Source organism: Streptomyces nanhaiensis (assembly GCF_046614825.1).
In the GTDB taxonomy this organism is placed as follows: Bacteria; Actinomycetota; Actinomycetes; order Streptomycetales; family Streptomycetaceae; genus Streptomyces; species Streptomyces radiopugnans.
This window is the reverse complement of sequence record NZ_JBKJFM010000081.1, coordinates 1-26127: the sequence shown is the minus strand read 5'-3', so window position 1 is coordinate 26127 and position 26127 is coordinate 1. Positions and strand designations below refer to the sequence as shown.

Genomic DNA, 26127 nt, shown 5'->3' with positions numbered 1-26127 from the left:
CCCCGGCCAGGGGGCCGGTGGTCATCCAGCCGCGCACGTCCTTGCGGGACGGGCTGCGCCCGTCCGCCCACTCCGGGCGCACCCACAGCAGCTTCTCGTTGCGCCGCTCCCAGCGGCCCAGCCACACAGCCTTGGCCCACAGGCCCGCGCCGGCCCCGGCCAGCAGCATGCCGCCGGCGGCCGGGGCGGCCGGGGACGAGGCCACGGCGGCCAGGAAGGCGGCGGCCAGCCACCAGCGGCGCCTGCGCAGCCAGGCGCGCACGGTCACCGCGCGGTCGTGGAGCACCACCCACTTGCCCGCCGCGGTCGACGCCTTGATCAGCCCGGCGCAGCGGCGGCGGCGCGCCAGGAAGGCCGCCACGGCCGCCACGAGGAAGAGCGCGGCCCCGCCCAGGATCCCGATGCGCCGCCCGGTCAGCCCGGGTACGGCCAGGCCGGCGCCCGCGGCCGCCACTCCGGTCCACCACAGTGCGGTGCCCGCCGTCCGCGTGTACACCGCGACCCTCGCCAGCGCGTACGCTCCCCGTCCCACGGCTGCCCTCCTCGTTCCCTTCGGTACCGGTCTCCGTTCGGCCGTGTGCCGCCGCGTCACCGCGTGACGGCCCGCTCGGTGCGAAAGCGTACTGAGGGTTGATGAGATTCGCCTGAGAGAACGGCGGATCCCGTCCGGCATCCGGCGGGATCCCCCGTCCGGCGCGGCCGGATACCGCTTCCCGCGCGGCACCCGGCCGCGCCGGTCAGTCGGCGAACAGGCCCCGCCGGGCGGCGCGCGCGTCGAAGTCCTCCAGCCGGGCCTGCGCGTCGGGCAGTTCGTCGCACATCGCCTCCAGCAGCACCCGTCCCAGCATCATGGGCGAGCAGGCGGTGTCGAAGGACAGCGCGGTCCCGACGGCGGCGGGCAGCAGCAGGTCGCCCGGGCGTGCGACGGGCGCGAAGACGCTGTCGGCGACGGTGACGATCCGCAGCCCGGCCTCCCGGGCGTGCTCCAGCGCCGCCACCGTCTCGCGCGGGTGGCGCGGCAGCGCGAAGCACAGCAGCGCGCTCGCCCCGGCCCGCACCGCGGCGTCGAGGCGGTCGTCCAGCATCGAGCCGCCCTCGTCCAGCAGGCGTACGTCCGGGTGCACCTTGGCGGCGAAGTACGCGAAGCCGCGGGCCTGCGCGGCGGCGGCCCGCAGCCCCAGGACGGGCAGCGGGCGCGAGGCGGCCAGCAGGCTCCCGGCCTCGGCGACGGGGGCGGGGTCGGCCAGCAGCGCCGCCAGTTGCCGCAGGTTCTCGATCTCGGCGTGCACGGCCTGCTGGTACGCGTTGCCCGCCGTGCCACCGCCGTCCGCCCCGCCCGCGCCGGCACCGGGGGCGCCCCCCTCCGAGGGCGCGGGCAGGGCTTCGCGCAGATGCCTGCGCAGCGCCGGATAGCCGTCGAAGCCCAGTGCCACGGCGAAGCGGGTCACCGACGGCTGGCTGACGCCGGCCAGCTCCGCCAGCTCCACGCTGGACAGGAACGGCGCGTCGTCCGCGCGCCGCACCATGCAGTGGGCGATCCGCCGCTGGGTGGGGGTCAGCCGGTGCCCCTCGAACATCCTCAGCAGCCGCGTGCCCGCACCGCTCACCGTGTCCACCTGCCCCTCCGCCCCGCTGCCCCGCCGGCCCTCTTCAGGGTCCTCCTGCTCCGCATAAGCCTATTCAGTATCGGCCAGTACCGGCCCGGCCCGCCGGGGCGCGCACACGCGGGGAGCCCGCCGGGGAGCCGTGCGGAGGAGTCGCGCGCAGGGGTCGCGCGCAGGGGTCGCGCGGGGACCGCCGCACCCCGGTGCGGACACCAGAGGCGGGACGACGGCGGTCCCCGCGAGGACGCGCGGCCGGGTCGGGCCCGCGTCCCGGGCGCCGGGAGGAGTCCGGGAGCCGCTCCGTGGTCCTCCGCGCCGCTGGGCACCACAGTGCCCGACGGGTGTTAAGCGCGTTTTTCCGGGCCGTGACGGCCCGGTACCTACTCCGTCCCGCCGCTTCCGGCCCCGCTGCTCCGGGCGAGGAAGGCCAGCAGGTCCTGGCGGCTGACCACTCCGGTCGGCTTGCCCTCCACCAGCACGATCGCCGCGTCGGCCCCCTCCAGCACCGCCATCAGGTCGGCGACCGGCTCGCCCGAACCGACCTGCGGCAGCGGTGCGCTCATATGGGCCTCCAGCGGGTCCTCCAGCTTCGCGCTCCCGGTGAACAGCGCGTCCAGCAGGTCGCGTTCGACGATCGAGCCGACGACCTCGGCCGCCATCACGTCCGGGTGCCCGGCGCCGGGCTTGACCACGGGCATCTGCGAGACGCCGTACTCGCGCAGCACCTCGACGGCCTCGCCGACCGTCTCCTCGGGGTGCATGTGGACCAGCGAGGGCAGCCCGCCGTCCTTGCGGCGCAGTACGTCGCCGACGCGGGCCTGGGTGGGCTCGCCCTCCTCCAGGAAGCCGTAGTCCGCCATCCACTCGTCGTTGAAGATCTTCGAGAGGTAGCCGCGCCCGCCGTCCGGCAGCAGGACGACGACCGTGTCGTCCTCCCCGAGGCGCTCGGCCACGCGCAGCGCCGCGACCACCGCCATGCCGCAGGAGCCGCCGACCAGCAGTCCCTCCTCGCGGGCCAGCCGCCGCGTCATCCGGAAGGAGTCCTTGTCGGAGACGGCGACGATCTCGTCCGTCACCTCGCGGTCGTAGGCGCTGGGCCAGAAGTCCTCGCCGACGCCCTCCACCAGGTAGGGGCGCCCCGAGCCGCCGGAGTACACCGAGCCCTCCGGGTCGGCGCCGACGATCCGCACCTTCCCGCCGGAGACCTCCTTGAGGTAGCGGCCGGTGCCGCTGATGGTGCCGCCGGTGCCGATGCCGGCCACGAAGTGGGTGATCCTGCCGTCCGTCTGCTCCCACAGCTCGGGACCGGTGGTCTCGTAGTGGGAGAGGGGGTTGTTCGGGTTGCTGTACTGGTCCGGCTTCCACGCGCCCGGCGTCTCGCGCACCAGCCGGTCGGAGACGTTGTAGTAGGAGTCGGGGTGCTCGGGGTCGACCGCGGTGGGGCAGACCACGACCTCGGCGCCGTACGCGCGCAGTGTGTTGATCTTGTCCGTGGACACCTTGTCCGGGCAGACGAAGATGCAGCGGTAGCCCTTCTGCTGGGCCACGATCGCCAGCCCCACCCCGGTGTTGCCGGAGGTGGGCTCGACGATGACGCCGCCCGGCTTCAGCTCGCCGGAGCGTTCGGCGGCCTCGATCATCCGGACCGCGATCCGGTCCTTCACCGAGCCGCCCGGGTTGAAGTACTCGACCTTGGCCAGAACGGTGGCCCGGATCCCCGCCGCCACGTTGTTCAGCTTGACCAGCGGGGTGTTGCCGACAAGCTCGATCATCGACTCGTGATACTGCACCTGGTTCTCCGCGCTCGGGGGCAGTCGCCGTCGCCTGCCCGTACAGCCAGCCTAGGGGGACGCAGGAGTGCCGTTGACGCGCGTTGCGCAGCACCCTGTACTGGGCATGACACCCATGGTGACGTGCGGGCGCCGCACGGACCGCGCGCCGGGCGTACGGGGCGCGCGTACGGGGCGCGAGAAGGCTGCGGGGGCGCGGCGGAACGGAGGGTCCGATGGTGAGGGCGGTGCCCGGACCGGTGTCCGGGGCGAGAGTGGCGCGCAGGATCGCGACCGCCGCGGCGTACGGCGGCGGAGGGGCCGGGCTGCTCGGCGGGGCGGCCGTCGGCCTGCTGATGGCCGAGGTTCGGCTGGCGCGGCGCCGGGTGGGCGGCTCGGACGACGTGCCGCCGGTGGCGGACGGGGTGTACGGCACGGCCGTCGCTTCCCTGGGGCCGGGCGCGCAGGCCACACCGCTGCGGCTGGCGCTGCTCGGCGACTCCACCGCCGCCGGGCAGGGCGTCCACCGGCCGAGGCAGACCCCGGGCGCGCTGCTGGCCGCGGGTCTGGCCGCGGTGGCGGAGCGGCCGGTGCGGCTGCGCAACGTGGCGCTGTCGGGGGCGTGCTCGGACGACCTGGACCGCCAGGTGTCGCGGCTGCTGGAGAACGGCGGCATCGACGGCGACGGCGCTCCCGACGTGTGCGTCGTCATGATCGGCGCGAACGACGTCACCCACCGCGTACCGCCCGCCGTCTCGGTGCGGCTGCTCTCGGACGCGGTGGCGCGGCTGCGGGCGGCCGGGTCCGAGGTGGTGGTGGGCACCTGCCCGGACCTGGGCACGGTCGAGCCGGTCGCCCAGCCGCTACGCTGGCTGGCCCGCCGGATGAGCCGCCGGCTCGCGGCGGCCCAGACGGTCGCGGTGGTGGAGCAGGGCGGGTGGACGGTCTCGCTGGGCGACCTGCTCGGTCCGGAGTTCGAGGCGAACCCGCGCGAGCTGTTCGGCCCCGACAACTACCACCCCTCGGCGGAGGGCTACGCGACCGCGGCCATGGCCTTCCTGCCCACGCTCTGCGCCGCACTGGGCCTGTGGCCCGAGGAGGACGAGCGCCCCGGCGCCCCCGGTTGCACCGATGCCCCCGGCACCGCGCGCCGCGCGGGGGTCCTCCCCGCCGAGGAGGCCCTCCCCGTCGAGGCCGCGGCGGCCGCGGCGGCCGGGGAGGGCGGTACGGAGGTCTCGGGGACGCGCGGCCCCCTGGCGCTGCTGAGGCGCCGCCGCCGCAGGCGGCTGCCGGCGGCCGGTGTGATCGCGGTGGCCGAACGGCCCGGGACGCCCGAGCCCGCGGGCGCCGGAGGCGGGGACGCCCGGACGCCGCTCCGCTGAGGGCCAGGCGGGATGCGCCGGGCGCGGGCCGTACGGCAGGGCGTCCGGCGGACCTCACCGCGCGCCCTGTCGTACGGCCCATGCGGTCCCGAGCGGCACGGGGCGGTCCGAGGCGGCACGGCGAACGGGCGGAGCTGAGCAAGCGCTTAGAAAAGAGGCCCGGATCACACGTGGCGAGTCGTGACCGCCGCCTTACGGAACGGTAGTTTCCAAACATCCACAGCCCTCCGCCCTCGTTCCCTGGAGCCGTGATGCCCGAAGCCGTGATCGTCTCAGCAGCCCGTTCGCCGATCGGACGCGCCTTCAAGGGCTCGCTCAAAGACGTCCGCCCGGACGACCTGACCGCCGGCATCGTCAAGGCCGCGCTGGACAAGGTGCCGCAGCTGGACCCGACCGAGATCGACGACCTGATGCTGGGCTGCGGCCTGCCCGGCGGCGAGCAGGGCCACAACCTCGGCCGCGTCGTCGCCGTCCAGATGGGGATGGACCACCTGCCGGGCTGCACCATCACCCGCTACTGCTCGTCCTCGCTGCAGACCACCCGCATGGCCATGCACGCCATCAAGGCGGGCGAGGGGGACGTGTTCGTCTCGGCCGGCGTCGAGACCGTCTCCCGCTCGGTCAACGGCACCTCCGACGGCATGCCCGGCACCCACAACCCGGTCTTCGCCGACGCCGAGGCGCGCACCGCGGCCCGCGCCGAGAGCGGCGGCGAGGGCTGGCGCGACCCGCGCGAGGACGGCGAGCTGCCCGACGTCTACATCGCCATGGGCCAGACCGCCGAGAACCTCGCCCGCCTCAAGGGCGTCACCCGGCAGGACATGGACGAGTTCGGCGTGCGCTCGCAGAACCTCGCCGAGAAGGCCATCGCCGCCGGCTTCTGGGAGCGCGAGATCACCCCGGTCACGCTGCCCGACGGCACGGTCGTCTCCAAGGACGACGGCCCGCGCGCGGGCGTGACCCTGGAGGGCGTGCAGGGCCTCAAGCCCGTCTTCCGTCCCGACGGCCTGGTCACCGCGGGCAACTGCTGCCCGCTCAACGACGGCGCCGCCGCACTGGTGATCATGTCCGACACCAAGGCGCGCGAGCTGGGCATCACCCCGCTGGCCCGGATCGTCTCCACCGGCGTCTCCGGCCTGTCCCCCGAGATCATGGGCCTGGGCCCGGTCGAGGCGTCGAGGAGGGCGCTGAAGCTGGCCGGCATGACCATCGACGACATCGACCTGGTGGAGATCAACGAGGCGTTCGCCGCCCAGGTGATCCCCTCCTACCGGGACCTCGGCATCGACGTGGACAAGCTCAACGTCAACGGCGGCGCCATCGCCGTCGGCCACCCCTTCGGCATGACCGGCGCCCGCATCACCACCACGCTGATCAACTCCCTCCAGTGGCACGACAAGCAGTTCGGTCTGGAGACGATGTGCGTCGGCGGCGGCCAGGGCATGGCCATGGTCATCGAGCGCCTGAGCTGAACCGGCCCCGGACGCACGGTCCCGGTCGCGGCCCCTGCGCCCGAGTGGTCCGCGTCACACCGGACCGGCGCACGATGTGATCTGACCCACCGTCGGCGCGCCGTCGATGCACCGGTGAGACCGAAGAGCCCCCAGGATGTGATCTATGTCCTGGGGGCTCGCCGTCTTCCCTGCTCACAGGGGTTCCATTGGTCCGCACGGAGGTCCGCGCACGCCCTTTTGGCGGTGCCCGGCGCACCGCTCGACAGGAGATTCCCCTCCGGCTGCGATAGGAATTCAGGGATCGGAGTTCCAACCGGGAGTACGTCAGTGAGCGCCATATCCCTCATCCTGCTGCTGGCCGCCGCCGTCGCCGTGGCGCTGGGCGCCGCCGCCCTGCGCACCGCACTGGGCCTGCGCCGCCGGCTCGACGAGCTGCGGGTGCGGCTCGCCGCGGCCGAGGCGCGCGGGATCCTGGCGCGCGCCGCCGTTCCCCCGGCGCGTACCTCCCCGGACGCCGAGGAGATCCGGTCCGCCGTCGCCGCCGCCCTCGCCGAGGAGCGCGAGCGCGAGCTGGCCGAGGCCCGCGCCTTCTGGGCCGCCCAGGAGGCCCGCGACAACCGGGCCGAGAGCCTCCTGCCGGAGGGGCGCGGCGCGGAGTACGAGGGCGCCGGCCTCGACCCGGCACTGCTCGACGCCCTGCTGGAACGCGCCCTGGACGGCGGTGCGCACGAGGGCGAGGCCTTCGTACCGCGCCAGACGGACCGGGAGGGGGCCGGGTCCGGGGCGAACGTCAGGCGGCCCGCCGCACCCGGTTCCGAGGACGCCGGGGAGTCCGGCGACCCCGGCGACCCCGGCGACCCCGGCAAGCCACGGCCCTCCGGGCACACAGCCGGGGGGAAGGGGGCCGGTGCCGACTCCGCGGAGCTGGCCGCGGCGCGCCGCCGCCACCCCTCGCACCCCGGCTACGACCTGAACGGCGATCCCGTCGTCCCCGGGCCCGCGACCGGTCCCGACGATCTGGAGGACTCCAGGCGCTCCGACGGCACCGGGGAGTCCGGCGGCGCCACCGGAACCGCCGCCGACACCGCCGACCACGAGTCCACCCGTCTGCGGCTGGCGGAACTGGCCGAGCGCCGCACGCCGCTGGCCGACGTACGGCCCGGCCCGCTGGGCACGCTGGACGTCTACGTCTTCGCCGACGGCACCACCGTCTGCATGACGCCCGGCCACCGCGAGACCGCCGAGCGGCTCGCCGCCGCGGTGCGCGAGGGCGTGGAGCCGGTGCTGCTGGGCGGCTCGGGCGTCTCCGGCTCGTACGCCCTCACCTTCGCGTGCGGCGGGGAGAGCGTCTACGTCCTGGCCGACCGGGTCATCGCCTCGCTCTGACCGGGCGTGCCCCTGCCGCACCGGCCGAGCCCGGCGTCACCGACCGGCCGCCTTCGGACCGCATGCGTCGCCACAACGCCGCGCCACCCGTCACGGGAACGAGCCCGCCGCCGGTCCCGCTCGCAGCCCGGCCCGCCGCACTCGCGGACCGCGCAAACCGCGCGGACCGCGGCCGGTCCCGGACGACGGGCGCCGTGGAACCGGAATTCGCCTCGCGCCCTCCCAGCTGGCATGACCCGGATGAGATGGCTTCCGGCCATGGCAGTGCTCGTTCTGGCCGGTTGCGCTTCCGGCGGTGGGGACGAGGGCGACTGCACCGCGAGGATCAGGTTCGAGGGCAGTCTGTACCGGTCCCACAGCGCAATGCCCGACCGAGCACCGCTGGGGTCGTCCGCGGGGCGGGGTGAAGTCGTGGGGTGCGGCGGCCTGGACGCCCCCGCCGTCGACCGGGTGGAGGTTCACCGGATCGAGGGCGTTGCCCCGGAGGTCGCCGTCGGCACGCGCGGGGACTGGCCGGGCCTCTACATCCGCGAAGACCTGGCCTCCGAGCGGTCGTCCTGGCCCGAGCCGCTGCGGCCCTGAACCGTCTGCACCACGCCCGGACGAACAGCGGCATCTGCCGGTGGTCCCGGCGTCCGGCTCCCAGCGGGCCCGGTGGACGCGTCTGCCCGGCGCACGGCCGTCAACGGGGGCGGCCCCTGGTGAGCGCCGCGGTCTCGGCGGCCTCCACCAGCGCCACGGCCCCGGCCAGCTCCCGGGGCCCGGCCCCGTCCCGCTCGCCGGCCGCCCGCAGCGCCTCCGCCAGATCGTGCCCGGCCACCGCGAGTTGGTCCCCGACGGCGAAGAGGCCCGCGTCGGGCAGCCCGTGCGGGGTGCGGCCGGGGGACTCCAGGCGCTGGGCGCGGTCGGCCAACTCCCTGGCCAGCCCGAGCCCCTCGGCCGCCGCCCCCCGGGCCAGGGCGCTCTGCGGCATGGCCCGCAGCCGGTCGGCGAAGCGGTCCACGGCGGTCAGCAGGGGTGTCACGTCGAGCACGGCGCAACCCTATGCGCCCCGCGCGCCCGGCCGCCAACGGGCCGAGCGCGCGGAACGCAAAGGACAGTCACGGGACGGACGCGGGACCGACGCGGGACGGACGGCAGGAGCCCCGGGGCGCGAACGCCCCGGGGCTCCTCGCGGATCCCGTCCGGTCCGGCCCGGGAGCCGGGGTCCGGACGACCGGATCAGTCGCTGCTCTGCAGGATGGCGATCAGCCGCAGGAACTCCAGGTAGATCCAGACCAGGGTCAGGGTCAGACCGAAGGCGGCCAGCCAGGACTCCTCGCGGGGGGCGCCGTAGGCGACGCCGTCCTCGACCTGCTTGAAGTCCAGGGCGAGGAAGGCGGCACCGAGCACGATGCCGATGACGCCGAACAGGATGCCCAGGCCGCCGCTGCGGAAGCCGAGGCCGTCACCGCCGCCGAAGACGGCGAACAGCAGGTTGATGCCCATCAGCAGGACGAAGCCGATGGCCGCGGCCATCACGAAGCGGTAGAAGCGCTGCGTGACGCGGATGATGCGGGCCTTGTACATGAACAGCACGGCGGCGAAGACCGCCATGGTGCCCAGCACCGCCTGCATCGCCGCCCCGTTGGCGATGTAGCTGTCGACGTAGTTGCTGATGGCCCCGAGGAACAGGCCCTCGAAGGCGGCGTAGGCCAGGATCAGCGGGGGCGACGCCTTGCGCTTGAAGGACTGCACCAGACCCAGGACCAGCGCGATCAGCATCGCGCCCAGGGCCAGGCCGAGCGACAGGTCCGTGATCCACGCCACAGCCGCCATGGCGACGACCAGGCCCACCGTCATCGACGTACGGGCGACGACGTCGTCCATCGTCATCCGGCCGGCCTGCGGCGGGGCGGCCGGCGGGAAGCCCGGCTGGCCGGCCGTCTGGGGCTGCTGGGCGTAGGGGTTGGTGGGCTGGGGGCCGGTCGCGTACGGGTTGGCGGCGTACGGGTTCCCGGCCTGCGGCTGCTGCGTGGCGTTGAAACCGGCGTAGCCGTTGTCTCGGCTGAATCCCCGTCGCGAGAAGACCGGGTTACTGCTCCTCATCTCACTCCTCCATGGCCGCACCGCGCGGCCCTTCCTCAAGGGTAATGCTTTAGCAAAGACCGCACGGTAGTGCACTTGCAAGAACGACGGAAGGAGTCGTGATTGTTCCGGTACCCGCCGTCGCGCCTGTGATGCCCCGCCAGAGGCTGCCGTACGCCTGCCCCGGCCCCTGTCCCGGCCCCTGTCCGACCCCTGCCCGGCCTCGCCCGTCCGGCCTCGTCCGGGCGGCGGAACCGGGCCCCGGGCGGGCCCCGGGGACGCCGCGTGCCTGCCGCTCCGCGCCACCGCGCCGGCCGGGTGGGGTCGTCCGCCGGCGGCCACTCGCGTCCGGTGACCTCCGTCCGGAGCCCGGCCGCGTCCGGCCGCGCGCGGAACGGGAAACGGGGCCGCGGTGCCAGTGGTCGGGCTCACACTCGGCGGAGCCGGCCGGGATCCCCTGCGCGTCCACGTTCACCGGCACTCCGGCGGCGGCCGTGCCGCCCGATGACGTCCCCGGCTCGCGCGGCACGTTCCGGTGCCCGGGATCCGGTCGCTTCGCGGAGGGCCGTGCGAGGGCCGGTGTGCCCGGAGCCGGATTCGAACCGGCACGGCCTGTAGGCCAACGAGGTTTAAGCTCGTCGTGTCTGCATTCCACCATCCGGGCACCGGCTCATGGACCGCACGGCTGGCTACGGCCCTCCCCTGGACGCTCAACGAGCCTATCGGCGGCGCTCGTTCGGACAACGGGCTTCCGGCCCCAGGTTGTCTGATTTTATTGGCAACTGATGCAGCATCAGCGGCGCGCGCCCCTCTTCAAAGAGGATCACGCGCCCCCGCGCTGCCGCCAGGAATGACGGAAAGTCGCTGCCCAGCCACGGGAAGGCATCAGGGTGCCCTCTCCTCCTCAGGGATGACGCGGGCCGTTCCGGTCCCCCCGAAGGCTCCCTCCGAGACAGGTTCGGGGGTGGACGCCGGTGGCCGGTTTCGCACGGACGATGGAGGGGTCCCCGTCAAGCCGCTGTGACAGGAGCCCCTTCCCGTGACCACCAGCACCCCGCCCGACGCCCTCTCCGAGCCCTCCGCCCCCGCCGGCGCCGCGGCCGCCCGCGCCGTGGACCTGACCAAGGTCTACGGCCAGGGCGAGACGAAGGTGGTGGCCCTGGACTCCGTCACCGTGGACTTCCGGCGGGGGGCGTTCACCGCGATCATGGGCCCGTCCGGTTCGGGCAAGTCCACGCTGATGCACTGCATGGCCGGCCTGGACTCCTTCTCCTCCGGCTCGGCCTGGATAGGCGAGACCGAGCTGTCCTCCCTGAAGGAGAAGAAGCTCACCCAACTGCGCCGGGACAAGATCGGTTTCATCTTCCAGGCGTTCAACCTGCTGCCCACCCTGACGGCGCTGGAGAACATCACGCTGCCGATGGACATCGCCGGCCGCAGGCCCGAGCGGGAGTGGCTGGACCGCGTGGTGGAGACGGTCGGCCTGTCGGGCCGCCTCAAGCACCGCCCCAGCCAGCTCTCCGGCGGCCAGCAGCAGCGCGTGGCCGTCGCCCGCGCCCTGGCCGCCCGGCCGGAGATCATCTTCGGTGACGAGCCGACCGGCAACCTCGACTCGCGCTCCGGCTCGGAGGTGCTGGGCTTCCTGCGCAACTCGGTGCGGGAGCTGGGCCAGACCGTGGTCATGGTGACCCACGACCCGGTGGCCGCCTCGTACGCGGACCGGGTCGTCTTCCTCGCCGACGGCCGGATCGTCGACGACATGGCCGACCCCACCGCCGAGAGCGTCCTCGACCGCATGAAGGCGTTCGACGCCCGGGGCCGCACCAGCTGACCGGCCGGTACCCGTCCGGAACGCCCCCGCCCGCAGCGCCGCCACACCTATCCCAGGATCACGAGACCCCATGTTCCGTACCGCCCTGCGCAACGTGCTCGCGCACAAGGCCAGACTGCTGATGACCACGCTCGCCGTCATGCTCGGCGTGGCGTTCGTCGCCGGCACCCTGGTCTTCACCGCCACCCTCTCCGAGGCCTTCGCGAGGAGCTCCGCCAAGGGCTTCGAGGCCGTCGACGTCGCCGTCCGCCCCGACTTCTCCAGCGACGGGACCGACCCCGGCGGCCCCTCCGACCTCCCCGGCGAACTGCTGGAGCGCACCCGGGAGCTGCCGGGCGTCGAGCACGCCACCGGAGCCGTCTCCGGCTTCGCCGCCCTCGCCGGCAAGGACGGCAGGCTGGTCGGCGAGGGCTGGTCGACCCAGGGCGGCAACTACGACACCGGTCCGGACGGATCGGGTGAGGACCCGCGCTACGACCTGCGCGAGGGCCGCGCCCCGCAGCGCGCCGGCGAGGTCGCGCTGGACTCCGCGACCGCCGGGCGCACCGGCTACGGGGTCGGCGACACCGTGCGGCTGTCCGTCAACGGCCCGGTCCGCGAGGAGAAGGTCACCGGCGTCTTCGACACCGACGACGGCAACGTCGCCGCCGGCGGCACCCTGGTGCTGTTCGACACCGCCACCGCCCAGGAGCTGTTCTCCCAGCCCGGCCGGTACAGCGAGATCGTGCTGACGGCCTCCGAAGGCACGGGCCAGGGGGAGTTGAGGAGAAGCGTCGAGAAGATCCTGCCCGAGCAGGCCGAGGCGGTCACCGGGCGGACGCTCGCCGACGACCAGGCGAGGATGATCGAGGCGGAGATGGAGGGCATGCGCACCGGGCTGCTGGTGTTCGCCGGGATCTCGCTCTTCGTCGGCGTCTTCATCATCGCCAACACCTTCACCATGCTGGTCGCCCAGCGCACGAAGGAACTGGCGCTGCTGCGCGCGGTCGGCGCGAGCCGCCGCCAGGTGACCCGCTCGGTGCTGGTGGAGGCCGTGGTCGTCGGCGCGGTCGCCGCGGGGATCGGCCTGCTGGCGGGCGTCGGGATCGGCGCGGGGCTGCGTTCGCTGGTGGGCTCCCTCGGCGCCACCGTGCCGGACGGCCCGCTGGTGGTCACTCCGGCCGCGGTCGTCGCCTCGCTGGTCGTCGGCATCGCGGTCACCGTGGCCGCTGCCTGGCTGCCCGCCCGCCGCGCCGCGAAGGTGCCGCCGGTCGCCGCGATGAACAGCGTGCACGCACCCGCCACCGTCCGCGGCCTGGTCGTGCGCAACACCGTCGGCGCGGTCCTGGCCGGCGCCGGGGCCGTGCTGGTGCTGGCCGCCACCGGCATGGACGACGGCAAGACGCCGATGGGCGCGGGCGCCGGGCTGCTGGTGATCGGCGTGTTCGTGCTGACGCCGCTGCTGTCGCGCCCGGTGATAGCCCTGACCTCGCCCGTGATGCGCGCGGCCGGCGTCTCGGGGAAGCTGGCGCGCCTCAACGCCGTGCGCAACCCGCGCCGCACCGCCGCCACCGCCGCGGCGCTGATGATCGGCCTCACGCTGATCACCGGCCTGACCGTGATAGCCGGCAGCGTCCAGAAGGGCGTCGACAAGATGGCCACGGAGGCGCTCAGGGCCGACTACGTGGTCTCGATGGCCAACTACAGGCCGCTGTCGCCGGAGATCGAGCGGACGCTGGCCGAGCAGGACGAGGTCACGGCCCTCAGCCCGATGCGCAACTCCCCCGCCCGTATCGGCGAGGAGTACGAGTTCCTCACCGGCGTCGACGGCGAGGGCTTCGGCAAGCTGGCCGAACTCGACTTCACCGAGGGCTCGTTCGCCGACCTGGGCGGCGAGAGCGTCATCGTGGACGCCGACACCGCGCGGGGGCGCGGCTGGAAGCCCGGCTCGACCTTCGAGGTGGTCTACGAGGACGGCGAGCGCGGCGAGCTGACCGTCGGGGGCGTGTACCGGGGCAACGAGATGATGACCGGCATCATGCTCGACACCGCCGTCCTGGACCCGCACCTGGAGAAGGTCACCAGCATGCAGGTGCTGGTGGCCACGGAGGGCGGCGCGAGCGAGTCGGCGAAGTCCGCCCTGGAGGACGCGCTCGGCGACAACCCGGCCGTTCTCGTCCAGGACGAGGAGGACGTCTCGGAGTCCGTCGCCCAGATGATCACGCTCATGCTGAACATGCTCTACGGGCTGCTGGCCATGGCCGTGGTCGTCGCGGTGCTGGGAGTGGTCAACACCCTGGCCATGTCGGTCTTCGAGCGGTCGCAGGAGATCGGGATGCTGCGGGCGATCGGCCTGGACAGGCGCGGCACCAAGCGGATGGTCAGGCTGGAGTCGCTGGTGATCTCGCTGTTCGGCGGAGTGCTCGGCGTCGGCCTGGGCGTCTTCTTCGGCTGGGCGGCCGGGGAGCTGATCGCCTCCTCGATGCCCACCTACGAACTGGTGCTGCCCTGGGATCGGATGGGCGTCTTCCTCGCGCTGGCGGCGCTGGTGGGCGTACTGGCCGCGCTGTGGCCGGCGCGGCGGGCCGCGCGGATGGACATGCTGGAGTCCATCAAGACCGAGTGACCGGTGCGCCGCCGCGCGGCGGCGCACCGCACGGGGCCCCGGGGTCCGGACCGCTCTGCGGTCCGGACCCCTTCCGCGTGCGCGGGGCCGCGTCCGCGGGCCGGCCCCGCGCACGCGGCGGGTCCCCGGGCAACCGGTGTTCGTCCGGGGGCGGGAAAGCCGAGGGGCGCCCGGCCCCTCCGTGTGCGGGAGGGGGCGGGCGCCCCTGCGGTGTGCCGGATGCGCCGGCGTCCGGTCAGTCCGGTCAGGAGGCCTTGGCCTTGGGCCGGGACTCCCGGGCGGCGGCCGAGACCGGGGCGGCGGCCTCGTAGAACTCCTCGCGCGGGTTCTCCACGGCGCCGAGGGAGACGACCTCGCGCTTGAGGAACATCGCGAGCGTCCAGTCGGCGAAGACCCGGATCTTGCGGTTCCAGGTCGGCACCGCCAGGCCGTGGTAGCCGCGGTGCATGTACCAGGCGAGCCGGCCCTTGAGCTTCAGCTTGACCCGCTTGCCCAGGGCGATCATCGCGACGCCCTTGTGGAGGCCGAGACCGGCGACCGCGCCCTTGTTGGCGTGGCGGTACTCGGCCTGCGGGAAGCCCCGCATGCCCGACACCACGTTGTCGCCGAGCACCTTGGCCTGGCGCAGCGCGTGCTGGGCGTTCGGCGGGCACCAGGCGTTCTCGTTGCCCGCTTCGCGGCCGACGAGGTCCGGGACCTGGGCGTTGTCGCCCGCGGCCCAGATGTGGTCGGAGCCCTTGACCTGGAGCGTCGCCTCGGTGTCCACGTGGCCGCGCGGGCCCAGCGGCAGGCCGAAGCGGGCCAGCGCCGGGTTCGGCTTGACGCCGGCGGTCCACACGATGGTGTCGGAGTCCACCTCGAGGCCGTTCTTGAGCACCACGTGGCCGTCGACGCAGGACTCCATGGACGTGGACAGGTAGACCTCCACGCCGCGCTTCTGGAGGTGCTCCAGACCCCACTTGCCGAGCTCGGGACCGACCTCGGGGAGGATCTTGTCCGCGGCGTCGACGAGGATGAAGCGCATGTCCTCGCGGCGGACGTTCGTGTAGTACTTGGCCGCGTCGCGCGCCATGTCCTCGACCTCGCCGATGGTCTCGGCCCCGGCGAAGCCGCCACCGACGAAGACGAAGGTCAGCGCCCGGCGGCGGACGGCCTCGTCGTTGGTGGAGTCGGCCTTGTCGAGCTGCTCCAGGACGTGGTTGCGCAGGCCGATGGCCTCCTCGATGCCCTTCATGCCGATGCCGTTCTCGGCCAGGCCGGGGATCGGGAAGGTGCGGGAGACCGCTCCGAGCGCGACCACCAGGTAGTCGAAGGGCAGCTCGTAGGACTCGCCGACCAGCGGCGAGATCACGGCGACCTTGCGGTCCTGGTCGATGGTGGTGACGCGGCCGGTGAGGACCTCCGCCTTGGGGAGCACGCGCCGCAGCGGGACGACGACGTGGCGCGGGGAGATGGACCCGGCGGCTGCCTCCGGCAGGAAGGGCTGGTACGTCATGTACGAGCGCGGGTCGACGACGGTGACGGTCGCCTCGCCGTACCGCATCTTCTTCAGGATGCGGCGCGCTGCGTACAGACCGACGTACCCGCCACCCACTACGAGGATTCGCGGACGCTCCGTGGTGCTCATGCCTTCGAGTATCCACTGCCTTCAGGGGGGACCCTCGTGAGGGTCTTCACAAGCACCTCACCCTCTTCTGCTACACTCCGCCGACCCGTGACCGGAACCACACCCGGAACCGGGAACCGGCGCACCTCACAACACGTTTAACACCCCCTGTGAGCTGCGCAATCGCCCTCCGGTGGAGCCGGGCGGAACCGCCGTCGGCCCGGAGGGGCACGATGCTCCGACACCTCCGGAACCATCTCTTCCGGGCTGCGGAGACCCGGATTCGCCACTACCGACAGGTAACATCGCCTGCTCGCGCGCTTTTCCTTGTGAAGAAGTTCACGAACTTTCCCGGCGGGGTCTCCCGCGGCGCCCCGATCGCGCCTTCGCGGGGATGCGCGGGAGCGGCCGGCGCCACCGGCCCGGCACGTCTGACATGGTGTTTCCACCGACGGGGAGGGGACCTGATGCGCCGTCTCGCACTGCTGCCGATCCTGCCGGCAGCGGGGTGCGCCCTGCCCGGCGAGAGCCGGGCGTGCACCCTCGTCGGTGCCGAGTCCGGCGTCCGGGTGGGCTGGCGGCCCTGCGGGCCGCGCCGGACGAGGGTCTGACCCGGAACTGACCGCCCCGCGCCGACCGCGCCCGGCGAAGACCCGTACCGCGAGGACGCCGACGTCAGGAAACTCGCCGGCCCGTCCGGGCTCTGCCGGCTCCGGGTCGGCGGCTGCCGGATCGCCCACCGGATCGACGAAGGTGAACTCGCCGTTCCCGTCGTGAAGGTGGGCGACCGGCGCGACGTCCACCGGAATCCGTGAGAGCCGGGGCTCCTCGGGGCCGTCGCGGCCCCAGGTCAGCGCGTGGCGCAGGAGTGGGCGATGCCGTCGAGGATGTCGTGCTCGCTGACCACGACCTCCCCGGCCCCGGTGCGCTCCATGACCGTCTGGAGGACGAGGGCGCCCGCGCCGATCACGTCCACCCGGCCCGGGTGCATCACGGGGATGGCGGCGCGCTCGTCGTGGGTGGCGGCCAGCAGGCGCGCGGTGACCTCCGCGACCTCCTCCGCGCCGATCCGGGAGTGGTGGATGGCCGACGGGTCGTACTCGGACAGTCCCAGCGCGACGGCGGCGACGGTGGTGACCGAGCCGGCCAGTCCCACCAGCGTCCGCGCACCGGCCAGCGGGACGGTCTCCTCCACCAGGTCCAGGGCGGCCTCGGCGTCCGCCCTCATCGCGGCGATCTGCGCCTTCGAGGGAGGGTCGGTGATCGTGCCGTCGCGCAGCAGATGGCGCTCGGTCAGCCGGACGCAGCCGACGTCCACGCTGCGGGCGGCCCGTACCCCGTCCTCGCCGACCACGAACTCCGTGGAGCCGCCGCCGATGTCCACCACCAGGTACGGCCCCGGCAGGTGCTCGGTGCCCGCCAGCTCCCTGGTGGCGCCGGTGAAGGAGAACGCGGCCTCCTGGTCACCGGTGATCACCTCGGGCTCGACACCCAGGATGTCCACGACGCCGCGCACGAAGTCGTCCCGGTTCTCGGCGTCGCGCGAGGCGGAGGTGGCGATGAAGCGGGTGCGCCCGGGGGTGACGCCGTGTGAGCGGATCACCTCGGCGTACTGGCGGCAGGCCGCGAAGGTGCGCTCCAGGGCATCGGGGGCCAGCCGCCCGGTGCGGTCCACGCCCTGGCCGAGGCGGACGATGGTCATCCGGCGGTCGAGGTCGGTCAGTTCGCCGGTGGCCGGGTCGATGTCGGCGACGAGCAGGCGGATGGAGTTCGTGCCGCAGTCGATGGCCGCGACCCTGACCGCCGTGCCGGCCGTCGTGCCGGCCGTCGTGCCGTTCGTCGTGTTGTTCTCCGTCCCCGTCACCGCGCGTCCTCCCCGGCGTTCCCGGCGTTCCCGGTGTCCCCGCCGTCCTCGGCCGCGCTCACGCACGGCCCCTTGCGCCACCACTCCGGGAGCATGGCGATCGCCTCGTCGCCCAGCGGGTTGACGCCCGGGCCCGCGACCAGCGAGTGGGCGACCAGGACGTGCAGGCACTTGACGCGGTCGGGCATCCCGCCCGCGCTGGGAAAGCCCTCCAGCACCTCGATGGCGTCGCGGCGCGCGATGTAGTCCTCGTGCGCCCGGCGGTACGCGGCGGCCAGCTCCGGGTCGGTGCGCAGCCGCTCCGTCATCTCCTTCATCACGCCCTCGGCCTCCAGGGTGCCGATCGCGGAGGCCGCGCGCGGGCAGGTGAGGTAGTACGTGGTCGGGAAGGGCGTGCCGTCCTCCAGCCGCGGCGCGGTCTCCACCACGTCGGGCCGCCCGCAGGGGCAGCGGTGCGCGATGGCGCGCAGACCGCGCGGCGGGCGGCCGAGCTGCTGCTGGAATGCCTCGACGTCGGCTTCGGTCGGCGCGGTGGGCTCGGTACGGGGCGGGGGCGTTTCCATGTGGCCAGGATGCCTCAGGGGTGTCGGGGCCGGGCGCGGGGGCCCGGCGGGGCGGTCGGGGTCCGGGCCGGTTCCGGACCGCTCAGGGGCGCTGCCCGGCGGCGCCGGAGGCGTCCGCCGCGTCCACTCCGTCCCACAGGTGCCGGTACCAGGCCTGTTCGGCGGGACCGGACTCCGCGGTGCGGCGGGAGCGGGAGGCGCCCTCGCCGGTACGGCCGGACGTACCGCGCGGGAGGACGTAGCCGGTCTCGCCGGGGCGCACGTAGAGCAGGTGCTCGCGGATCATCCGCTCCACGTAGGCCGGGTCCTTCCAGCGGGCCTTCAGATCGCGCTTCTCCTCGACCCGGCCGCGCAGTTCCTCGACCAGGCGCCGCTGCTCCTCGATCTCCGCACGCTGCGAGACGTACTGCCGCATGGGGTAGGCCAGGGCGACCACGAGCGAGCACAGGACCAGGACGAGCAGTGCGGCACGGCCGGTCAGCCGGCTGCGGCGCGGGGCGCGCATCCGGCGGTTCTGGGCGCGGTAGACGCGCTCGGCCGCCTGTGTGCCCAGTGCCCTGAGCCTGGTCGCGGTGGAGAACCTGTCCCGTTCCGCGGCCACCTCGCCTCCCCTGCTGCCCTGTCGTCGCCGTGCCGTCGCGGTGCGCCGCCGTGTACCGCCGCGATGCCGCCGTGTACCGCCGCGATGCCGCCGCGTCCCCGCCACCGTACGGGACGGCGGCGGGGACGCGGTGACGGCGGGGCCGCTTCCCGCGGCCGTGCTCAGCGCTCCGCGGAGCGGCTGCGTTTACCGGTCCGCGGAGCGGAACCGCGGGAACGCCGAGCGTCCGGCGTACACCGCGGCGTCGTCGAGGATCTCCTCGATGCGCAGCAGCTGGTTGTACTTGGCGACGCGCTCGGAGCGGGCCGGGGCGCCGGTCTTGATCTGGCCGCAGTTGGTGGCGACGGCCAGGTCGGCGATGGTGACGTCCTCGGTCTCGCCGGAGCGGTGGGACATCATGCACTTGAAGCCGTTGCGCTGGGCCAGCTCGACGGCGTCCAGCGTCTCGGTCAGGGAGCCGATCTGGTTGACCTTGACCAGCAGGGCGTTGGCGGCGCCCTCCTCGATGCCGCGGGCCAGGCGCTCGGGGTTGGTGACGAACAGGTCGTCACCGACGAGCTGGACCTTGTCGCCCAGGCGCTCGGTGATGGTCTTCCAGCCGTCCCAGTCGTCCTCGAACAGCGGGTCCTCGATGGAGACCAGCGGGTACGCCTCGACCAGCTCGGCGTAGTAGTCGGTCATCTGGGCGGCGGTGCGCTCCTGGCCCTCGAAGACGTAGCGGCCGTCCTTGTGGAACTCGGAGGCGGCGACGTCCAGGGCGAGGGCGATGTCCTGGCCGGGGGTGTAGCCGGCCTGCCCGATCGCCTCCAGGATGAGGTCGAGCGCCTCGCGGTTGGAGCCGAGGTTCGGGGCGAAGCCGCCCTCGTCGCCCAGACCGGTGGAGAGCTCGCGCTCCTTCAGCACCTTCTTGAGGGTGTGGTAGACCTCGGTGCCCCAGCGCAGGGCCTCGGAGAAGGACTCGGCGCCGATCGGCGCGATCATGAACTCCTGGATGTCCACGTTGGAGTCGGCGTGCGATCCGCCGTTGAGGATGTTCATCATCGGCACCGGCAGCAGGTGCGCGTTCGGCCCGCCGAGGTAGCGGAACAGCGGCAGGTCGGACGCCTCGGAGGCGGCGTGGGCGACGGCCAGCGAGACGCCGAGGATGGCGTTGGCGCCGAGGGAGGACTTGTCCGGGGTGGCGTCCAGGTCGAACATCGCCTGGTCGATCAGGCGCTGCTCGGTGGCGTCGTATCCGACCAGCTCCGGGCCGATCTGCTCGATGACGGCGAGGACGGCCTTCTCGACGCCCTTGCCGCCGTAGCGGCTCTTGTCTCCGTCACGCAGCTCAAGGGCCTCGAAGGCGCCCGTGGAGGCGCCGGACGGAACGGCTGCACGACCGGTGCTGCCGTCGTCGAGGCCGACCTCGACCTCGACCGTGGGGTTGCCTCGCGAGTCGAGGATCTCGCGGGCCACTACGACGTCGATGGACGGCACGAGGGTCTCCTTCGTGTGTGTCGGGCGTGTGTGTCGGGTCTCAGTGCCCTGAGCCTATCCGGCCCGCGCACGCCACCTCGCCGACAGCCCGTGCCATACGGCGGAACGGAGGGTGAAATCGCAGCTCAGCGCGGGTGAGAGCATTTTGTTTCCAAATTGAATAAACCCGGTGCGGCGCGCCCTCCGCCGGGGGAGGTGACACACCGCACCGGGCTGGCGCCGCCGGGTGACGGGAGCGGCGCCGGGGCGGGCACAGCAGGGGATCAGACCCGGAGCTGCTGGCCGGGGAAGATCAGGTTGGGGTCGTCGCCGATGACGTCGGCGTTGTCCTGGTGGATCCGCTGCCAGGTGGTGCCGTGGGCGGCGGCGATGGCGCGCAGCGTGTCGCCGGACTTGACCGTGTAGCCGGACTCGGCGCCGTCCCGGTGGTCGTCCGCCCGCTCGGAGGCGCCCCGCGGCAGCGACCCGGACTGCTTCTGGGACTGCTCCTGCGACTGGCTCCGGTACTGGTTCCGCGGCTGAGGCTGCGAGCGGTCGCGCGACTCGGAGTACGTCCGCCCGGCGCCGGGGCCGACGGAGCGGCCGCCGCCCGGGTCCACCTCGGCCGCGGGCCCGTCGGCGGTGAGGCCGCCCTTCTCGGCGCAGGCCCAGGCGCGCGGCCCCTGCATGGCCAGCAGCCGCTCGGCCACGGCGATCTGCTGCTCCCTGGTGGCCAGATCGGCGCGCGGCGCGTACCGGGTGCCGCCGGCGGCCTCCCAGCTGGACTGGGAGAACTGCAGACCGCCGTAGTAGCCGTTGCCGGTGTTGATGGACCAGTCGCCGCCGGACTCGCACTGGGCCACCCGCTCCCAGGTGTCGACGGAGGCGGCCGAGGCGCCCGGCGCGCCCGCCACCGGAACGGCGATGGCGGCGCCCGCGGCGCCCGTCAGCGCGGCCGCGCGGACGGCTCTGGCGGTGCGGCTGTCGTGCCCCTTGCCGGTGAACAGCATGGACGTCCCTTGTCTCACCGACGCCTGCGAGGTGAGCTGTCGGGTTCGGGCAGTGAGCAAGCCCGGCCGTCCGGGGCGCGGAGCCCCGGGCGACTTCACCCCAAGCCGCCTCGGACCGTGCGGTCCTGGGCGGCGCCTACCTGGTTCCCCCGCTCCTGCCATCGGCGCTGACGCGACGACTGCCCACCGGCCGCCGGCAGGATTCGGCGCTGCGGTCGGTGGCACTCGCGGTGCGAGCGACACGACGGTAAGCACACCGGGGCATACGTCTCAAAGCATGTCAGAAACCCGCGGTTCACCCTTTCTGACGCCCGCACGGATGGAACCCGCAGGTCAGGTGAGGAGCGTTAGGCCGGACAGGAACGACACGCCGCAGTCGCCCGGGAGGGTCATCCCGCAGGGCCGTCCGCGCTCATCCGAGAGTGAGCTCCTGTCCCGGCAGGATCAGGTCCGGATCCTCGCCCACGACGTCCTTGTTGCTCTCGTACAGCCCGCTCCAGCCGCCCGGCACGCCGTGCTCCTGGGCGATCGTCACGAGCGAGTCCCCGGGGCGCACGAGGTAGCCCTCGTCCGTCCCGCGGGTGCCCAGACCGCTCACGGTGCCCGCCAGCGCGGGGCGCTCGGCGCGGGCGGAGCGGTCGGCGGCCTCCCCGGACCGCTCGTCGCCGGCGGCCTCCCGGCCCTCCGGCGCCCGGCTCTCCGCCCCGCGTTCCAGCTCCAGTTCGCGCGGGTCGCGCTCGCCGCGGTGCTTTCCGGTGCCCTCTCCCGCCTCGGCGCGGGCGCCGTCCTTCGCACCGCCGTCCTTCGCGCCCTCGTCCTCGGCGCCGTCCCGTGCAGTGCCGTCCTCCGCGGCGCCGCCCTTCGGGGCCTTCCGCTCGTCCCCGGCGCCGCCCTTCGCGCCGCCGGACCCGTCCTCGTCCTCGCCGGCGGCCGGGGACTCCTCCTCCGCGTCGCCGCCCGGCAGGACGCCGTCCAGGAGGCCCCCGCCGCTCCCGCCGTCCCGCGCGTCCTCCTCCGGCAGGAGGTTGCCCGGGTCGATGGCCGGGGCCTCGCCGGTGGTGTCGTGGCGCAGCCCGGCATTGACGCCGCAGGAGGGCCAGGCCTCCGGCCCCTGGTCGGCGAGGATCTTCTCGGCCACCGCGACCTGCTGGCTGCGGCTGGCGAGGTCGGGGCGCTCGGCGTACGACGTGCCGCCGTACTGCTCCCAGATCTCCTGGGTGAGCTGGAGGCCTCCGTAGTAGCCGTTGCCGGTGTCGGCGCTCCACAGGCCGCCGCTCTCGCACTGCGCGACCCGGTCCCAGGTGTCGAGGTCTGCCGCCTGCGCGCCCGCCGCCCCGAGCAGGGGGATGGCGAATCCCGCGCCGGTCACTCCTGCCGTGACGAAGATGGCGGGAGCCTGGCGGGGGCGGCGGTGTCTACCGTTCCCGGAAAGCATGTGTGGAGCCTCTCGTGCGTGGACAGATGACAAGGTCGAGCGGTTGACGGCTGAACGTAGCGTCACCGGGCCGATCATCACAAGTCAGTGTCTCGCAGATCACGCACTGATCACGCACATGACTGTGCGTCACCCGCGCACCGGGTCGAACTCCACCGGCAGTTCGCGCAGTCCGCGCATGATGAGGCCGCCCCGCCAGCGCAAATCGGCAGGTTCCGCCGCGAGCCGCAGGTCGGGGAGGCGTCCCAGCAGGGCCGTGAGGGCGATCCGCCCCTCCAGCCGCGCCAGCGGCGCCCCCAGGCAGTAGTGGATGCCGTGTCCGTATCCGAGGTGAGGATTGTCACCGCGCGTGAGGTCCAGGGTGTCCGGGTCGGCGAACCGCGACGGGTCGCGGTCGGCGGCGGCCAGCACCACCAGCACCGGATCGCCGGTGGCGATCCGCTGTCCGCCGATCTCCATCGGCTCGGTGGCGAACCGCCAGGTCGCCAGCTCCACCGGCCCGTCGTAGCGCAGCAGTTCCTCCACCGCCGTCTGCAGCAGTGCGGTGTCGCCCGCCGCCGACGCCTCCTGGAACAGCCGCCGCTGCCCCGGGTGGCGCAGCAGCGCGTAGGTGCCGTTGCCGATGAGGTTGACGGTGGTCTCGAAACCGGCGAACAGCAGGATGAACGCCATCGCCGCGGCCTCGTTCTCCGTCAGGTGCTCGCCGTGGTCGCTCGCCCGGATCAGGCCGGAGATCAGGTCCTCGCCCAGGTCGCCGCGCTTGCGGTGGATCAGGTCGGCCAGGTACGCGCGCATCCGCTTCACCGCCCGGCCCACCCCGCCGCGCGGGCCGCCGCCGTGACGCAGCATCATGCCCGCCCAGTCGCGGAAGTCGTCCTGGTCCTCGGCCGGGACGCCGAGCATGTCGCAGATGGCGTGGATCGGCAGCGGGAACGCGAACTCGTGGATGAGGTCGGCGCTGCCGCGCGCCGCGAAGCCGTCGATGAGCCGGTCGGCCAGCTCCCGTACGCGCGGCTCGAAGGCCGCCACCCGGCGCGGGGTGAACGCCTTGGACACCAGCCGCCGCAGCCGGGTGTGGTCCGGCGGGTCGATGTTGAGCAGGTGCGTCATCAGGTTGGCGCTGCGCTCGCCCGGGATCCCCACCTTCCCCTTGCCGTGCGCGGCCTCGCTGTGGTGGACGGGGTTCTTGCTCAGCCGCGGGTCGGCCAGCGTCTCGCGCGCGTCCTCGTACCGCGTCACCAGCCACGCCTCCACCCCGCTGGGCAGCACGGTGCGGTGCACGGGCGCGTGCTCGCGCAGCCAGGCGTACGCGGGGTAGGGGTCGGTGGCGAACTCGTGCGAGAACAGGGCGGGTGGGTGAGGAGCGGCAGGAGCGGGCGGGTGAGGAGCGGCAGGAGCGGGCGGTACGGCGGGCGGGGGCGGGGGGCGGTCGGCGCCGGCGTTCTCGTGGTCCACGCCTCCGACGCTAACGCGGCCCCCGTACGCCCGGCGGAGCGGCCCGTACGCCCGCCGCCTCACCGGACGCGGCGGCCCTCCCCCGGCAGCGTCAGCGCGACCAGCAGCAGACAGCACCCCAGGACCACCGCACCGGTGCGGAAGGCCAGGGCGTAACCGGGGGCGAGGGCGTCCGGGGCGTCGCCGGTGATCCGGGAGGCCGCGACGGTGGAGAGCACCGCCAGCCCCAGGGAACCGCCCATGGTGCGGGAGGTGTTCACCATCGCCGAGACCACGCCCGCGTCCCGGTGCGGGGCGCCCGAGGTGGCCAGGGAGGCCAGCGGGGTGGCCAGCAGCCCGGTGCCGAGCATCGTCGTCACCCCCGGCCCCATCACCGTGGCCGCGTAGCCGCCGTCGGCGGCCATGACCGAGCTGAACCACAGGAAGCCGCACGCCGCCAGCGCCACGCCCGTCAGCGCGGTGTTGCGGGCCCCGATCCGGTGCATCAGCCGGGGCGCGAGCTTGGACCCGGCCACGACGCTGAGCGAGTGCGGCAGGAACCCCAGGCCCGCCTGGAGGGGCGTGTAGAGCAGCACGTTCTGCATGTACAGCGACATGAAGTACCAGGAGGAGACCAGCGCCGCGCCGCACACGAACATCGCGGCGTTGGCGGCCGACACCGACGGCAGCCGGAACAGGCGCAGCGGCATCAGCGGCGCCCCGGCCCGGGACTCCACCGCGACGAACACCCCCAGCAGCGCCAGGCCGCCCAGCAGGGGCACGAGCGTGACCGGCTCGGCCCAGCCGGCCGCCTCCGTCTGCACGATGCCGTAAGCCACCGCGCCGAGACCGCCGGTGACCAGCACCGCGCCGGGCACGTCGAGGCGGCGGGCGCCTCCGGCCGGATGGTCCGCCGACAGCCGGAGCGCGACCGCGAGCAGCACGAGCACGCCGATGGGCACGTTGACCAGCAGTACCCAGCGCCAGGACAGCGCCTCGGTGAGCACACCTCCGACGAACCCGCCCGCCGCGCCGCCCCCGGCGCCCACCGCCGTCCAGGTGCCGATGGCCCGGGCGCGGGCCGGCCCCTCCGGGACGGAGGTGGTGAGCAGGGTCAGGGTGGACGGGGCGAGCACGGCGGCCCCCGTCCCCTGCACGGCCCGCGCGGCCAGCAGTTGCCAGGGCTCCTGGGCGAGGCCGCCGGCGAGGCTGGCGGCGGTGAACAGGCCGAGCCCGGCAAGGAAGACGCGCTTGCGCCCGAAGAGGTCGCCGGCCCGTCCGCCGAGCAGCATGAACCCCGCGAAGGTCAGCGTGTAGGTGTTGACCACCCACTGGAGCTGCTCGGCGTCCATCCGCAGCCCGGTGCGCATGGACGGCAGCGCCACGTTGACGACCGAGACGTCGAGCACGACGAGGAACTGCCCCGCGCACGCGGCGAGCACGACCAGCCACGGCGCCCGGGCCGGGCCCGGTACGGGTGTCCCCTGGGTTTCCCCGGCCTCGGCCGGACGCTTGACCATGGCACCCATGCTAAGGAGCCGCCACCGGCCGCCCCGCCCGGCCCGGCGGCCCCGGCTCCGGTCCCGGTTCCTTCGGTACGGGCCCGGCGGGCCGCTCACCGCGGCGACCGGAGCGCGGCGCCGGGGTCCGGGGTGACGACGGGGGCCGGGGTGGCGACGAGGTCGCCGACCGGCACGCAGTCGCCCGCCAGGCGGATCTCGGCCGGCCCGCACTCCACCGCCGTCCCCGTCGGAAGGGGCGCGGGGACCGGCGGGACACCGGTCGGGAGCGGCGGCCGCGGGTGCGGCAGGTACGGCGAGGGGGGCGGGGAGAGGGGGTTGACCGGTGTGCCGGGGCCGGCGGGCCGCTGCGTCGCGTCGTCGCCGGTGACCAGGTTCCAGGTGAACACCGCCGTGACCGCCACCGCGGCGGCCAGGCCCGCCGCCCTGCCGTTCCGCCTGCCGGGCTCGCCGGCGCAGGCGCTCGAGACCCTTGTGGGCCAGGGGCTCACGGGCGCCGGACGGGCCGGGTGGAGCCTGGGGTGGGCGGCCCCCAGCGCCC

The 26127-nt window shown here is 74.1% G+C and carries 21 protein-coding genes, 1 tRNA gene, 2 pseudogenes and 1 riboswitch; of the genes and pseudogenes, 8 read left to right on the top strand and 16 right to left on the bottom strand.

Going from position 1 to position 26127, the window contains the following annotated elements:
- The 3 genes from ACLIYP_RS18250 to ACLIYP_RS18240 all read right to left on the bottom strand — a co-directional run.
- Nucleotides 1-532: hypothetical protein (locus ACLIYP_RS18250; protein ID WP_412714196.1), on the bottom strand; the 532-nt coding region annotated here is incomplete at its 3' end.
- Nucleotides 533-737: 205 nt separating this feature from the next.
- Complete coding sequence (locus ACLIYP_RS18245; RefSeq protein WP_412714199.1) at nucleotides 738-1577, bottom strand: MurR/RpiR family transcriptional regulator; 840 nt, start codon at nucleotides 1575-1577, stop codon at nucleotides 738-740.
- A gap of 407 nt (nucleotides 1578-1984) precedes the next feature.
- A complete protein-coding gene (locus tag ACLIYP_RS18240; protein ID WP_412714195.1) occupies nucleotides 1985-3394 on the bottom strand; it encodes a cystathionine beta-synthase in 1410 nt (469 codons plus the stop codon).
- 215 nt (nucleotides 3395-3609) lie between these two features.
- On the opposite strand from ACLIYP_RS18240, the gene ACLIYP_RS18235 reads away from it, so the two are divergent.
- The 4 genes from ACLIYP_RS18235 to ACLIYP_RS18220 all read left to right on the top strand — a co-directional run bounded on the left by ACLIYP_RS18235 (nucleotide 3610) and on the right by ACLIYP_RS18220 (nucleotide 8177).
- Nucleotides 3610-4755, top strand: coding sequence for an SGNH/GDSL hydrolase family protein (locus tag ACLIYP_RS18235; protein WP_412714194.1), 1146 nt, complete (start codon nucleotides 3610-3612; stop codon nucleotides 4753-4755).
- Nucleotides 4756-5006: 251 nt separating this feature from the next.
- Nucleotides 5007-6227, top strand: coding sequence for an acetyl-CoA C-acetyltransferase (locus ACLIYP_RS18230; RefSeq protein WP_412714193.1), 1221 nt, complete (start codon nucleotides 5007-5009; stop codon nucleotides 6225-6227).
- 309 nt (nucleotides 6228-6536) lie between these two features.
- Nucleotides 6537-7595, top strand: a complete 1059-nt coding sequence (locus ACLIYP_RS18225) for a hypothetical protein (RefSeq protein ID WP_412714192.1) — start codon at nucleotides 6537-6539, stop codon at nucleotides 7593-7595.
- Nucleotides 7596-7853: 258 nt separating this feature from the next.
- On the top strand, nucleotides 7854-8177 hold the full coding sequence (locus tag ACLIYP_RS18220; RefSeq protein WP_412714191.1) for a hypothetical protein: 324 nt from the start codon (nucleotides 7854-7856) through the stop codon (nucleotides 8175-8177).
- Nucleotides 8178-8277: 100 nt separating this feature from the next.
- On the opposite strand, the gene ACLIYP_RS18215 is transcribed toward ACLIYP_RS18220, so the two are convergent.
- The 3 genes from ACLIYP_RS18215 to ACLIYP_RS18205 all read right to left on the bottom strand — a co-directional run bounded on the left by ACLIYP_RS18215 (nucleotide 8278) and on the right by ACLIYP_RS18205 (nucleotide 10326).
- Complete coding sequence (locus tag ACLIYP_RS18215; protein WP_412714190.1) at nucleotides 8278-8628, bottom strand: hypothetical protein; 351 nt, start codon at nucleotides 8626-8628, stop codon at nucleotides 8278-8280.
- Between the two features lie 188 nt (nucleotides 8629-8816).
- Entirely contained in the window at nucleotides 8817-9683 is an 867-nt protein-coding gene (locus tag ACLIYP_RS18210; RefSeq protein WP_410538293.1) for a Bax inhibitor-1/YccA family membrane protein, read from the bottom strand.
- 561 nt (nucleotides 9684-10244) lie between these two features.
- A tRNA-Leu gene (locus ACLIYP_RS18205) sits at nucleotides 10245-10326 on the bottom strand.
- A 375-nt stretch (nucleotides 10327-10701) separates the two neighbouring features.
- Between ACLIYP_RS18205 and ACLIYP_RS18200 the strand changes: the two genes are divergently transcribed.
- Both ACLIYP_RS18200 and ACLIYP_RS18195 read left to right on the top strand, forming a co-directional pair.
- On the top strand, nucleotides 10702-11493 hold the full coding sequence (locus tag ACLIYP_RS18200) for an ABC transporter ATP-binding protein (protein WP_412714189.1): 792 nt from the start codon (nucleotides 10702-10704) through the stop codon (nucleotides 11491-11493).
- A 70-nt stretch (nucleotides 11494-11563) separates the two neighbouring features.
- Complete coding sequence (locus ACLIYP_RS18195; RefSeq protein WP_412714188.1) at nucleotides 11564-14098, top strand: ABC transporter permease; 2535 nt, start codon at nucleotides 11564-11566, stop codon at nucleotides 14096-14098.
- Nucleotides 14099-14342: 244 nt separating this feature from the next.
- Here ACLIYP_RS18195 and ACLIYP_RS18190 read toward each other — a convergent pair whose 3' ends face one another.
- Nucleotides 14343-15725, bottom strand: coding sequence for an NAD(P)/FAD-dependent oxidoreductase (locus tag ACLIYP_RS18190; RefSeq protein ID WP_412714187.1), 1383 nt, complete (start codon nucleotides 15723-15725; stop codon nucleotides 14343-14345).
- A 446-nt stretch (nucleotides 15726-16171) separates the two neighbouring features.
- Here ACLIYP_RS18190 and ACLIYP_RS18185 point away from each other — a divergent pair, with 446 nt between their 5' ends.
- Nucleotides 16172-16315, top strand: coding sequence for a hypothetical protein (locus ACLIYP_RS18185; RefSeq protein ID WP_412714186.1), 144 nt, complete (start codon nucleotides 16172-16174; stop codon nucleotides 16313-16315).
- An 18-nt stretch (nucleotides 16316-16333) separates the two neighbouring features.
- Nucleotides 16334-16519, top strand: a pseudogene (locus ACLIYP_RS18180) (type II toxin-antitoxin system RelE family toxin); the annotation flags it as partial.
- 35 nt (nucleotides 16520-16554) lie between these two features.
- Here the strand turns inward: ACLIYP_RS18180 and ACLIYP_RS18175 are convergent.
- The 9 genes and pseudogenes from ACLIYP_RS18175 to ACLIYP_RS18135 form a co-directional block, all read right to left on the bottom strand.
- Complete coding sequence (locus tag ACLIYP_RS18175) at nucleotides 16555-17490, bottom strand: Ppx/GppA phosphatase family protein (protein WP_412714198.1); 936 nt, start codon at nucleotides 17488-17490, stop codon at nucleotides 16555-16557.
- A 74-nt stretch (nucleotides 17491-17564) separates the two neighbouring features.
- Nucleotides 17565-18131 carry a DUF501 domain-containing protein gene (locus ACLIYP_RS18170; RefSeq protein ID WP_412714185.1) on the bottom strand — a complete coding sequence of 189 codons (567 nt, stop codon included), beginning with the start codon at nucleotides 18129-18131 and terminating at the stop codon, nucleotides 17565-17567.
- A gap of 82 nt (nucleotides 18132-18213) precedes the next feature.
- Complete coding sequence (locus ACLIYP_RS18165) at nucleotides 18214-18732, bottom strand: FtsB family cell division protein (RefSeq protein WP_412714184.1); 519 nt, start codon at nucleotides 18730-18732, stop codon at nucleotides 18214-18216.
- A gap of 186 nt (nucleotides 18733-18918) precedes the next feature.
- Nucleotides 18919-20208 (bottom strand): phosphopyruvate hydratase, encoded by a 1290-nt coding sequence (eno, locus tag ACLIYP_RS18160; protein WP_412714183.1) that lies wholly within the window; start codon nucleotides 20206-20208, stop codon nucleotides 18919-18921.
- Nucleotides 20209-20471: 263 nt separating this feature from the next.
- Nucleotides 20472-21197, bottom strand: a complete 726-nt coding sequence (locus ACLIYP_RS18155; protein ID WP_412714182.1) for a transglycosylase family protein — start codon at nucleotides 21195-21197, stop codon at nucleotides 20472-20474.
- Between the two features lie 6 nt (nucleotides 21198-21203).
- Nucleotides 21204-21374: riboswitch (cyclic di-AMP (ydaO/yuaA leader) on the bottom strand.
- A 235-nt stretch (nucleotides 21375-21609) separates the two neighbouring features.
- Nucleotides 21610-22566: a transglycosylase family protein gene (locus ACLIYP_RS18150; RefSeq protein ID WP_412714181.1), complete on the bottom strand. Its 957-nt coding sequence runs from the start codon at nucleotides 22564-22566 to the stop codon at nucleotides 21610-21612.
- A gap of 195 nt (nucleotides 22567-22761) precedes the next feature.
- Entirely contained in the window at nucleotides 22762-23979 is a 1218-nt protein-coding gene (locus tag ACLIYP_RS18145; protein ID WP_412714197.1) for a cytochrome P450 family protein, read from the bottom strand.
- Nucleotides 23980-24146: 167 nt separating this feature from the next.
- Nucleotides 24147-25595 (bottom strand): MFS transporter, encoded by a 1449-nt coding sequence (locus tag ACLIYP_RS18140; protein WP_412714180.1) that lies wholly within the window; start codon nucleotides 25593-25595, stop codon nucleotides 24147-24149.
- An 86-nt stretch (nucleotides 25596-25681) separates the two neighbouring features.
- A pseudogene (locus ACLIYP_RS18135) lies at nucleotides 25682-26127 on the bottom strand (hypothetical protein); the annotation flags it as partial.

Bases quoted from the DNA above. Each gene is read 5' to 3' on its own strand.
- ACLIYP_RS18155 (WP_412714182.1), bottom strand. From the start codon at position 21,197: ATGCTGTTCACCGGCAAGGGGCACGACAGCCGCACCGCCAGAGCCGTC.
- ACLIYP_RS18220 (WP_412714191.1), top strand. From the start codon at position 7,854: ATGGCAGTGCTCGTTCTGGCCGGTTGCGCTTCCGGCGGTGGGGACGAG.
- ACLIYP_RS18230 (WP_412714193.1), top strand. From the start codon at position 5,007: ATGCCCGAAGCCGTGATCGTCTCAGCAGCCCGTTCGCCGATCGGACGC.
- ACLIYP_RS18190 (WP_412714187.1), bottom strand. From the start codon at position 15,725: ATGAGCACCACGGAGCGTCCGCGAATCCTCGTAGTGGGTGGCGGGTAC.
- ACLIYP_RS18170 (WP_412714185.1), bottom strand. From the start codon at position 18,131: ATGGAAACGCCCCCGCCCCGTACCGAGCCCACCGCGCCGACCGAAGCC.
- ACLIYP_RS18245 (WP_412714199.1), bottom strand. From the start codon at position 1,577: ATGTTCGAGGGGCACCGGCTGACCCCCACCCAGCGGCGGATCGCCCAC.
- ACLIYP_RS18185 (WP_412714186.1), top strand. From the start codon at position 16,172: ATGCGCCGTCTCGCACTGCTGCCGATCCTGCCGGCAGCGGGGTGCGCC.
- ACLIYP_RS18140 (WP_412714180.1), bottom strand. From the start codon at position 25,595: ATGGGTGCCATGGTCAAGCGTCCGGCCGAGGCCGGGGAAACCCAGGGG.
- ACLIYP_RS18210 (WP_410538293.1), bottom strand. From the start codon at position 9,683: ATGAGGAGCAGTAACCCGGTCTTCTCGCGACGGGGATTCAGCCGAGAC.
- ACLIYP_RS18195 (WP_412714188.1), top strand. From the start codon at position 11,564: ATGTTCCGTACCGCCCTGCGCAACGTGCTCGCGCACAAGGCCAGACTG.
- ACLIYP_RS18235 (WP_412714194.1), top strand. From the start codon at position 3,610: ATGGTGAGGGCGGTGCCCGGACCGGTGTCCGGGGCGAGAGTGGCGCGC.